Here is a 10215-nt window from a genome sequence, read left to right as displayed (position 1 = left end):
CGTCGTTCCTGCAGGCTCCACACTGCTCGAACCACGTCGTTCCTGCAGGCTCCACACTGCTCGAACCACGTCGTTCCTGCAGGCTCCACTCCTGATCTTTCGAGAGGCACCAACTGTGGGATCCCACCGACGGTCGACCGTCCACACACCGACCGACATCGCGGCACGTCCGACGAGCGGCAGACACCGCGCCGTACAGGACACACCCGACCTCGGTCGACGCGCGGCAACCATCGTCGCCGCGACGGGCGCGATCGTCGTCGGTGCCACGACGATGGGTGCCGGTACCGCAGGTGCCGCGCCGATCCCCGAGCCACCCGCAGCAGGACTGCCGTTCGCCGTACCGGAGGGTCTGCTGCCTGCGGGATTCGAGCTGCCCCAGTTCGAACTCCCGCAGTTCCTTCCCCCACAGTTCGCGCCACCGCCCGCACCGTCGCAGCCGGCACCGCCCGAGGCCGCGCCTACCGCACCCGCGCCTGCTGCGGAACCGGCTCCGACCGCGGACCCCCTGGCTTCGTTCGGAGTCGCCGATCCCGGTGCCGCCGCCCAGCAATGGCTCGACGACGTCGGCCTGGGGCAGTTGGGTACGGAGTCTCCTCTCGACAGCCTGCGCTCGCTGAAGAAGGGCACAGTGCAGCCCGTGGCAGGAGTGTTGACGTCCAACTTCGGCTCGCGGTGGGGAACCCAGCACAGTGGCCTCGACATCGCGGCACCCATCGGAACGCCCATCTACGCCGCCGCTGACGGCACCGTGTCCGACGCAGGACCTGCATCCGGCTTCGGTCTCTGGGTCAAGGTGCGGCACGACGACGGCACCGAGACGGTCTACGGGCACGTCAACGACTTCTCGGTTCAGCCCGGCCAGCGCGTGGCGGCAGGTGAGCAGATCGCAACCGTGGGCAACCGCGGCCAGTCGACGGGCCCGCATCTGCACTTCGAGGTACACGATCCCTCCGGCGTCAAGGTCGACCCCGCGCAGTGGCTCGCGACGCGGGGAGTTGCAGTGACGTGGAACGATTCCGCGCGCCTGGCCTGACTCGACATCGCCACGTTCGACACGACAGTCGAACGCCCCAGCGACGACGCGGCGTGCTGCCGCTAGTGTGGTGACCGTGCCGGATTCGGCTCGTTTTCGGTGATCGGCTAGCTCAGGAGTGCAATCGGTGTTCGAATCCCTTTCCGACAGGTTGACCGGGACTCTCAAGGACCTGCGTGGCAAAGGTCGACTGTCCGACGCGGATATCGACGCTACCGCCCGTGAGATCCGTCTTGCCCTGCTCGAAGCGGACGTGGCACTGCCCGTCGTACGTGAGTTCATCAGCCGCATCAAGACCCGGGCCAAGGGTGCCGAGGTCTCGGGCGCGCTCAACCCCGCCCAGCAGGTAGTCAAGGTCGTCAACGAGGAACTGGTCGGCATCCTCGGCGGCGAGACTCGCCGGCTCGTGTTCGCCAAGAACCCGCCAACGGTGATCATGCTCGCCGGTCTGCAGGGTTCGGGTAAGACGACGCTGGCGGGCAAGCTCGCGAAATGGCTCAAGGGCCAGGGCCACACCCCACTGCTCGTCGCGTGCGACCTCCAGCGTCCCGGTGCCGTGAGCCAGCTGCAGATCGTGGGCGAGCGCGCCGGTGCCGCCGTCTTCGCGCCGCATCCGGGCACGTCCATCGGGGGCGGCGACAATGCACTCGGAGTCTCGGCCGCGGATCCCGTCGAGGTCGCCCGGGCCGGCATCGCCGAGGCTCGAAGCAAGCAGTACGACGTGGTCATCGTCGACACCGCTGGTCGCCTCGGCATCGACACCGAGCTGATGAGTCAGGCCGCGGGAATTCGTGACGCGGTCCAGCCGGACGAGACTCTGTTCGTTCTCGACGCGATGGTCGGCCAGGATGCCGTCAGTACCGCCGAGGCGTTCCGTGACGGCGTCGGCTTCACCGGCGTCGTTCTCACCAAGCTCGACGGCGATGCTCGCGGCGGTGCCGCGCTGAGTGTCCGCGAGGTCACCGGCCAGCCGATCATGTTCGCGTCGACCGGTGAGAAGCTCGAGGACTTCGACGTCTTCCACCCCGATCGCATGGCCAGCCGCATCCTCGGCATGGGCGACGTGCTGAGCCTCATCGAGCAGGCCGAACAGCACTTCGATGCCGAGCAGGCCGAGGCGACGGCCAACAAGATCGGCTCGGGGCAACTCACGCTCGACGACTTCCTCGAGCAGATGATGGCCGTCCGCAAGATGGGACCCATCGGAAACCTGCTGGGCATGCTGCCCGGTGCCGGGCAGATGAAAGAGCTCGCCAACGTCGACGAGAAACAACTCGACCGCGTGCAAGCGATCATCCGCGGCATGACGCCACAGGAGCGGAACGACCCGAAGATCATCAACGCGTCGCGTCGACTCCGTATCGCGAACGGCTCGGGCGTCAAGGTCTCCGACGTCAATCAGCTGGTCGACCGATTCTTCGAGGCGCGCAAGATGATGTCTGCGATGGCCGGTCGGATGGGAATGCCGGGCGCGCGCAAGCAGGTGCGGAACAACAAGAAGGGCAAGAAGGGCAAGAAGGGTGCACGCGGCCCGACGCAGCCGAAGATCCGCGGTGGATTCCCGGGCATGCCGGGCGGAATGCCTGCCGGAATGCCCGACCTGTCGTCCATGCCCAAGGGCCTCGACCAGTTGCCACCGGGGCTCGAAGGCATCGATCTGTCGCAGCTGAAACTACCCAAGAAGTAAGCGCGCACGTGTCGGCGATGCGGGTGCGGGGCCGCGGACTGCCGGACGGGTCCGAGATCGATCTGTGGATCGAGGGTGGCGTCCTGTCCACGGAGCCGATCGCGGATGCCGATCTCGTTCACGACGGCGGCTGGATTCTGCCTGGTCTGGTGGACGCCCACTGCCATGTCGGAATCGAATACGGCGGGGGACACACCGACCTGATCGGGTCGATCCGCCAGGCCGAGACCGAGCGAGGCGTCGGCGCGCTGCTGTTGCGCGACGCCGGGTCTCCGGTCGACACACGCGAGCTGGACGAATACGAGGACCTTCCCCGCATCATCCGAGCGGGCCGTCACATCGCATCACCCAAGCGCTACATCCCGGGTCTGGCAATCGACATCGAGGACGAATCGCAGCTGCCCGAGGCGGTGGCCCAACAGGCACGATTCGGCGATGGCTGGGTCAAGCTCGTCGGCGACTGGATCGACCGCTCGGTGGGAGATCTCCGACCGCTGTGGAACGACTCGATCCTCGTCGACGCCATCGCCGCTGCCCACGCCGAGGGCGCGCGGGTGACCGCACACGTCTTCGGTGAAGATGCCCTGCCCGGATTGATCGCGGCGGGAATCGACTGCATAGAACACGGCACCGGCCTGACCGACGAGACCGTCGAGATGATGGTCGATCACGGCACCGCACTGGTACCGACGCTGATCAACATCGAGACGTTCCCCGGCATCGCCGACTCCGCCACCCGGTATCCCGGCTACGCCCGGCACATGCGGGCGCTGCACGAACGCGTCGCCGATACCGTCGGACGAGCTCACGACGCAGGCATTCCGATCTACGCAGGCACCGACGCAGGCGGTTCGATCGCGCACGGTCGTATCGCCGACGAGGTCGCCGCACTCGCGGCCGTTGGACTCTCACCGACCGATGCACTCGGTGCCGCCTGCTGGGAGGCCCGGTCGTGGCTGGGTCGACAGGGGCTCGAACACGGCGCGCCCGCCGATCTCGTCGTCTACTCCGAAGATCCGCGAGGCGGACCGGATGTGCTGTCCAACCCGGATCTGGTGATCCTTCGCGGACGAGTGACCGACCGGCGCGGCCGCACGACGAGTGGATCGACGGTCCCGGGGTGACCGATTCGGGTGACGGCGGCGCAGGACGAGCCGATCCCGACCGCCCCAGCTGGGCCGGTCTGGCTCCGATGAATCACGTTCATCAGCAAGGATCGGGACTGTCCGAAACCTACTGGCGCGCCGAGCAGGCCGCGCTCGAACGCAGACGCGGCCAACGGTGGGGACTGCCGGCCGCGGCGCTGGTGCTGGGGCTCAATCTGGCCGGATTCCTGGTTCTCGGCCTCGTCGTGACGTCGGACGCCTCGGCCGTTTTCGTGGTGGGCATCATGATCCCGAGCCTGCTCGCCACGGGAGTGGCGGTGGCCATCTCGAAGTCGCGGGGCAACGGCCCCGTCGTCGACTTCGGCCTCCCCAGATCCATCCCCGAATTTCTCGGGCACCTCCGATCCGGGTTGGCGTGGGGTGGCGTCGCCCGTGGTCGGCGGCATAGTGCTGGCTCTGATTCTGTTGTCCCGTATCGAAGTCGGCGACCCGACGCCCCTCGGCACGGTCACGGATACGGCAGTCGGCTTGAAAATCGTTCTGGCTCTGTGGATTTGGCTCGGTGCACCGATCTGTGAGGAAACGATGTTCCGCGGCATGCTGTGGGGAGCGCTCGAGAAACGCACCCGCCCGATGCCGATGGCCTGGTTGGGCAACCGATGGGTGGTCCTGGCGATCACCGCGGTGTTGTTCGCGGTGTGGCACCGAGAGTGGTGGCGCCTGGTGGTGCTGCTGTGGGGAGGATTCGCAATCGGAATCGCTCGAATGCGCTCCGGTTCGATCGTCGCGTCGATCACGGCACACTCGTTGAACAACACCCTTCCTGCCCTGGTGGTCCTGCTCGCCTGACGGGAGTGGTTCTGCGGGCCCGATTCACCGATAGTGCGACCCGTCTGGCACAATGAACAGCTGTTCGCCCGTCATCCGGTTACGTACCGAGCGGCGGTCACAACACCCTTCAACGCAAAACCGGGTTCGCATGCCGTGCGGACCGCTGAATTGCGCCGTGACCAACTTTCGAAAGGCTTCACCAGAACATGGCTGTCAAGATCAAGCTCATGCGTATCGGCAAGATCCGCACCCCGCACTACCGCGTCGTCATCTCCGATGCCCGCACCCGTCGTAACGGCCGTGCGATCGAGACCATCGGCACGTACGAGCCCAAGCAGGACCCCAGCATCATCGAGATCAACTCCGAGCGGGCGCAGTACTGGCTGAGCGTGGGCGCACAGCCGACCGAGCCGGTCGAGGCTCTGCTCAAGATCACCGGCGACTGGCAGAAGTTCAAGGGCCTCCCCGGTGCCGAGGGAACCCTCCGCCTCGCCGAGCCCAAGCCGTCCAAGCTCGACCTGTTCAACGCCGCACTGGCGCAGGCCGACTCCGAGCCCCAGGGCGAGGCCACCACCGCCAAGAAGAAGAAGGCTCCCAAGGCCGACGACGCCGCTGCGGAGACCACCGACGCTGCAGCAACCGAGACGGCAGACGCGCCGGCCGCCGAGGCTGCTGAGAAGTGAGTGCCGTTGTCGCCGATGCCGTCGAACACCTCGTTCGCGGCATCGTCGCCAATCCCGATGACGTTCGCGTCGAGATGATCACCGGCCGTCGTGGCCGCACCGTGGAGGTCCACGTGCACCCCGACGATCTGGGCAAGGTCATCGGCCGTGGCGGTCGTACCGCTACGGCACTGCGCACTCTCGTCTCGGGAATCGGTGGTCGCGGCATCCGCGTCGACGTGGTCGACACGGACCAGTAGGTCACGTACCCATCATGGAGCTGGTCATCGGCCGTGTCGCGAAGTCGCACGGCATCAAAGGCGAAGTCGTCGTCGAGGTTCGCACCGACAACCCCGACGACCGCTTCGCCGAAGGAACCGTTCTCTCGGGCCGCAAGCCTCGATCGAACGCCGAACCAGCCTCGTACACAGTGGACGCCGTCCGGGAACACTCCGGGCGGCTTCTGCTGCGTCTGAACGGTATCGACGACAAGACGGCCGCCGACCAACTCAGGGGCATTCTGTTCGTCGTCGAATCCACCGACCTTCCGCCGTCCGACGACCCGGACGAGTTCTACGACCACGAACTCGAAGGCCTCACGGTGATCCTGACCAACGGCACCGTCGTGGGAACGGTCCGCGAAGTTCTCCACTCCGCAGCGGGGGAGCTGCTCTCCATCACGCCGGATCCGAGTTCCGGCGAAGCAGCACGTGCCGAAATCCTCGTGCCGTTCGTAGCGGCCATCGTGACGACGGTGTCGTTGGCAGACAAGACGATCGAGATCGATCCGCCCGAGGGTCTGCTGGATCCGGAGTAGATCGTGCGCCTCGACGTCGTCACCATCTTTCCCGAATACCTCACGCCGCTCCGAACCGCGTTGCTGGGCAAAGCAATCGACCGCGGCCTCGTCTCGGTCGAGGTCCACGATCTGCGGTCGTGGACTCACGACGTGCACAAGGCCGTCGACGATTCGCCGTACGGCGGCGGACCGGGAATGGTCATGAAGCCGACCGTCTGGGGAGACGCACTCGACGACGTGCTGACCGACGATTCTCTCCTCGTCGTCCCGACGCCTGCCGGTGTGCCGTTCACCCAGCGGACAGCCGAGCGATGGTCCGCCGAGCAGCATCTCGTATTCGCCTGCGGCCGATACGAAGGCATCGATCAACGAGTGTTCGACGACGCCGCACGTCGGGTCCGTGTCGAGGAAGTCAGCATCGGCGACTACGTGCTCATCGGCGGCGAAGCGGCTGTTCTCGTGATGGCCGAGGCCGTGGTGCGACTGATGCCGGGGGTTCTCGGCAATCAGCAGTCGCACCAGGAGGATTCGTTTTCCGACGGTCTGCTCGAGGGGCCGAGTTACACGCGTCCCGCACAGTGGCGTGATCTCGACGTTCCGCAGGTACTGCTCTCGGGTGATCACGCCAAGATCGCTGCGTGGCGCCGACAGCAGTCACTGGACAGGACCGCCGAGCGTCGTCCGGACCTGTTGCAGGACTGACGAATTCAGCTGACGGTGCCGTCGGGGAAGAGCATCGAGACGAATCCGGTGAGAGTGTCCCTGGCATGCAGCGCGCTGGCGTCGTCACTGACGTCGACCACCGCGGTGTCCGGATAGCTTTCCATGTCGTCGGCGTAGAAGATGTCCTCGCGTGACGACAGAGCCAGAACGTAGCGGTTGTCGACACCGATGGTGCCCGTCGACAGGTGTACCCACCGATCGGATACGCAGCACATCCAGCCCTGTTTCACAGCGTGCACACTCTCGCCGGGCAAACCGTCGACGATCCCGAAATGCTGCTTGTAGCCGTCCGCGGCGATCGGTGCCGAACGGCGAAGCATTCCGATCACGATGTCCGTGGATGCCGTGGTCAGACCGCCGCTGCCGTTGAGCAACCCCGCGTAGTAACCGACCAGGTCGCTGGGCGTGGTCTCGGTGTTGTACCACTCGTCGTCCCCGGGCGGAGTGGTGCTCGTCAAGCCGTAGCGAGCCGCAACCGTGCGCACGATCTCCGACGAGCCGTAGCGATACCAGAGCGTGTACGCGGCGTTGTCGTCGGACAACTCGAGCATGCTGGTCATGGTGGTCAGGTCGTCGGCAGAGACCGGACGGTTCTCCGACTGCGCTCGGAACAACACCTCGTCGGCGATGAAGAGCTTGGATACCGACGCGGTTTCGACCTGGATATCGGCATTGCTGCTGTAGTAGGAGCCGGTCTGACGATCCAACAGTGCGAAATCGACGTCGGCACCGCGGGCCTGGGCCGACGCGATCGCCATCGGGATACGAGCTTCGAGGGCTACGCCGTCGACCTTTTTCATGTCGGGAAAGGGCGACGCCGACGTCTCGGCGGTGTCCTTCGAGGCGGAGTCACCGATCTGGTCGTCGGGAGGAGCCGAGCATCCGGCCAGTATCAGGGAGGCGCAGGCTGCAGCCAGGAACCGAGACCCCCTGACCATCCGCGTATCTCTCCCACACGTTGAACCGCTGACCGACTTGTCCCACAGTAGCGGTAGGGTCCATCGCCGTGACCACTGCTCTGAAATCTGTGAACAAGCGCATAGCCGAAGAACTCGACGTTCGTGAAGAACAGGTTCGTGCCGCCGTGGAACTGCTCGACGGCGGGTCGACGGTCCCGTTCATCGCGCGCTACCGCAAGGAAGTCACCGGCACCCTCGACGACACGCAACTGCGTCAGCTCGATGAGCGACTTCGGTATCTGCGCGAGCTCGACGAGCGCAGAGACGCCGTGATCGAGTCCATCCGCTCGCAGGGCAAGCTCGACGACGCGCTGGAGCAGTCGCTGATGCTGGCCGATACCAAGGCGCGCGTCGAGGACATCTATCTGCCGTTCAAGCCCAAGCGTCGAACCAAGGCTCAGATCGCGCGTGAGGCCGGGCACGAGCCCGTCGCCGACGCTCTGTTCTCCGACCCCACCACCGACCCGGCCCAGTTCGATCAGGAGCAACTCGACGGCGCACGGGCGATTCTCGTCGAGCGCTTCGCCGAGGACGCGGACCTGGTGGGCGAGCTGCGCGAACTGATGTGGACATCCGGCAAGCTCGTCGCGTCGGTTCGCAAGGGCAAGGAGGAGGAGGGTGCCAAGTTCTCCGATTACTTCGAGTTCTCGGAACCGTTCACGAGCCTGCCCTCGCACCGAATTCTCGCCACGCTCAGAGGCGAGAAGGAAGAAATACTTTCCCTCGGTTTCGAGCCCGAGCGCGACGAACCGACCCCCGGGGTGCCGAGCGTCTACGAAGGTCGGATCGCGACCAAGTTCGGGATCGAGAATCGAGGACGGCCTGCCGACAAGTGGCTGCTCGATACCGTCCGATGGGCGTGGCGCACCAAGATGCTGGTGACCGTCTCCCTCGACACTCGTATGCGACTGCGTCAGTCGGCCGAGAAGGACGCCGTCGACGTCTTCGCGAGCAACCTCAAGGATCTGCTGCTCGCCGCACCGGCCGGCAACCGCACCACCATGGGCCTGGACCCGGGCTTCCGTACCGGCACCAAGGTCGCCATCGTCGACGCCACCGGCAAGGTCGTCGACCACGACACCATCTACCCGCACAAGCCGCAGGGCAAATGGGATCAGGCGGTGGCCACCCTCGCCGGCCTGGCCGCCAAGCACAAGGTCGAACTGATCGCCATCGGCAACGGCACCGCATCGCGTGAAACCGACTCGCTGGCAGCAGAATTGATCGCCAAGTTCCCTGCCGCCAACCTGACCAAGGTGGTGGTGTCCGAGGCCGGAGCGTCGGTGTACTCCGCTTCCGCGTACGCCTCGAGCGAGCTGCCCGAACTCGACGTATCGATCCGCGGTGCCGTCTCGATCGCCCGCAGGTTGCAGGATCCGCTGGCCGAGTTGGTCAAGATCGATCCCAAGTCCATCGGCGTCGGGCAGTACCAGCACGACATCTCCGAAACCCTGCTGGCCCGTTCCCTCGGGGCCGTAGTCGAGGACGCGGTGAACGCCGTCGGCGTCGACGTCAACACCGCGTCGGTTCCGTTGCTCTCGCGGGTCTCCGGTATCGCCGGCTCTCTCGCCGAGAGCATCGTGGCGCACCGCGACCAGAACGGTCCGTTCTCCAGCCGCAGCACGCTCAAAGATGTACCGCGTTTGGGCCCCAAGGCTTTCGAGCAGTGCGCCGGATTCCTTCGTATCTCCGGGGGAGCGGATCCCCTGGACCGGTCGAGTGTTCACCCGGAGGCATATCCCGTCGTGCGGCGCATCGTCGGCAAGGCAGGCCTGGGTGTGCGCGAGGTAGTCGGTAACACGGCTCTGCTGAGAGGTCTCGACCCTGCCGAATTCGTGGACGAGCGATTCGGTCTGCCCACCGTCACCGACATCATTTCCGAACTCGAGAAGCCGGGACGCGACCCTCGCCCCGAGTTCAAGACCGCCACCTTCGCCGCCGGTATCGAGAAGGTCGCCGATCTGAAGCCGGGTATGACGCTCGAAGGTGTCGTGACCAACGTGGCAGCGTTCGGCGCGTTCGTCGACGTCGGTGTGCACCAGGACGGGCTGGTGCACGTCTCGGCGATGTCGCACAACTTCGTCAAGGACCCCCGCGAGGTCGTCAAGTCCGGTGACGTGGTGCGCGTCAAGGTCATGGAGGTCGACCTCCCGCGGCAGCGCATCGGCCTGAGTCTGCGGTTGGACGACGAGCCCGGTGCCGGTGGCGGCAAGGACGCCTCTCGCGGACAGCAGCCCGACCGGCCCCGAGGCCAGGGCCGAGCTGCGGGCAGCGGCCAGAGCAACCGCAGTCGAGACGCGCGCCCACAGCGCGGCGGCGGCCAGTCGGCAGCACCGGCGGCCGGTTCCATGGCCGATGCGCTACGGAAGGCGGGATTCGGAAAATAGCGGGCGGATCCTCGGGTCGATGCTG

Annotated in this window: 11 protein-coding genes; 10 read left to right on the top strand and 1 reads right to left on the bottom strand. The window is 66.0% G+C overall.

Going from position 1 to position 10215, the window contains the following annotated elements:
• The first annotated feature begins 115 nt into the window (after window positions 1-115).
• The 9 genes from QM615_RS03035 to trmD all read left to right on the top strand — a co-directional run bounded on the left by QM615_RS03035 (window position 116) and on the right by trmD (window position 6823).
• Entirely contained in the window at window positions 116-1036 is a 921-nt protein-coding gene (locus tag QM615_RS03035; RefSeq protein ID WP_269593727.1) for a M23 family metallopeptidase, read from the top strand.
• A 127-nt stretch (window positions 1037-1163) separates the two neighbouring features.
• A complete protein-coding gene (gene ffh, locus QM615_RS03030; protein WP_269593617.1) occupies window positions 1164-2723 on the top strand; it encodes a signal recognition particle protein in 1560 nt (519 codons plus the stop codon).
• Window positions 2724-2740: 17 nt separating this feature from the next.
• Complete coding sequence (locus QM615_RS03025) at window positions 2741-3847, top strand: amidohydrolase family protein (protein ID WP_283347161.1); 1107 nt, start codon at window positions 2741-2743, stop codon at window positions 3845-3847.
• The gene (locus QM615_RS03020) at window positions 3844-4407 is read left to right on the top strand and encodes a hypothetical protein (protein WP_283346997.1); all 564 of its coding nucleotides are present in this window, start codon (window positions 3844-3846) and stop codon (window positions 4405-4407) included. Before QM615_RS03025 ends, QM615_RS03020 begins: the two co-directional genes overlap by 4 nt.
• A gap of 7 nt (window positions 4408-4414) precedes the next feature.
• Window positions 4415-4678 carry a CPBP family intramembrane glutamic endopeptidase gene (locus QM615_RS03015; protein ID WP_283346996.1) on the top strand — a complete coding sequence of 88 codons (264 nt, stop codon included), beginning with the start codon at window positions 4415-4417 and terminating at the stop codon, window positions 4676-4678.
• A gap of 188 nt (window positions 4679-4866) precedes the next feature.
• Window positions 4867-5343, top strand: a complete 477-nt coding sequence (gene rpsP, locus QM615_RS03010) for a 30S ribosomal protein S16 (protein WP_037189654.1) — start codon at window positions 4867-4869, stop codon at window positions 5341-5343.
• Window positions 5340-5582 (top strand): RNA-binding protein, encoded by a 243-nt coding sequence (locus QM615_RS03005; protein WP_027496687.1) that lies wholly within the window; start codon window positions 5340-5342, stop codon window positions 5580-5582. Before rpsP ends, QM615_RS03005 begins: the two co-directional genes overlap by 4 nt.
• Before the next feature lie 14 nt (window positions 5583-5596).
• A complete protein-coding gene (gene rimM, locus QM615_RS03000) occupies window positions 5597-6139 on the top strand; it encodes a ribosome maturation factor RimM (RefSeq protein WP_269593618.1) in 543 nt (180 codons plus the stop codon).
• Window positions 6140-6142: 3 nt separating this feature from the next.
• On the top strand, window positions 6143-6823 hold the full coding sequence (gene trmD / locus QM615_RS02995) for a tRNA (guanosine(37)-N1)-methyltransferase TrmD (RefSeq protein ID WP_149405564.1): 681 nt from the start codon (window positions 6143-6145) through the stop codon (window positions 6821-6823).
• 5 nt (window positions 6824-6828) lie between these two features.
• On the opposite strand, the gene QM615_RS02990 is transcribed toward trmD, so the two are convergent.
• The gene (locus tag QM615_RS02990; RefSeq protein ID WP_149405565.1) at window positions 6829-7782 is read right to left on the bottom strand and encodes a serine hydrolase family protein; all 954 of its coding nucleotides are present in this window, start codon (window positions 7780-7782) and stop codon (window positions 6829-6831) included.
• A 68-nt stretch (window positions 7783-7850) separates the two neighbouring features.
• Here QM615_RS02990 and QM615_RS02985 point away from each other — a divergent pair, with 68 nt between their 5' ends.
• The gene (locus QM615_RS02985) at window positions 7851-10190 is read left to right on the top strand and encodes a Tex family protein (protein WP_149405566.1); all 2340 of its coding nucleotides are present in this window, start codon (window positions 7851-7853) and stop codon (window positions 10188-10190) included.
• The last annotated feature ends 25 nt before the right edge of the window (window positions 10191-10215 follow it).

The organism is Rhodococcus sp. IEGM 1341, assembly GCF_030056895.1.
GTDB lineage: Bacteria > Actinomycetota > Actinomycetes > Mycobacteriales > Mycobacteriaceae > Rhodococcoides.
Note: the sequence above shows the minus strand (reverse complement) of the source record. Positions and strands in the feature narration are given on the sequence as shown.

Excerpts from the sequence above, each read along its gene's own strand:
- QM615_RS03025 (WP_283347161.1), top strand. The coding sequence starts at position 2,741 with ATGCGGGTGCGGGGCCGCGGACTGCCGGACGGGTCCGAGATCGATCTG.
- QM615_RS03015 (WP_283346996.1), top strand. The coding sequence starts at position 4,415 with ATGTTCCGCGGCATGCTGTGGGGAGCGCTCGAGAAACGCACCCGCCCG.
- rpsP (WP_037189654.1), top strand. The coding sequence starts at position 4,867 with ATGGCTGTCAAGATCAAGCTCATGCGTATCGGCAAGATCCGCACCCCG.
- rimM (WP_269593618.1), top strand. The coding sequence starts at position 5,597 with ATGGAGCTGGTCATCGGCCGTGTCGCGAAGTCGCACGGCATCAAAGGC.
- QM615_RS02990 (WP_149405565.1), bottom strand. The coding sequence starts at position 7,782 with ATGGTCAGGGGGTCTCGGTTCCTGGCTGCAGCCTGCGCCTCCCTGATA.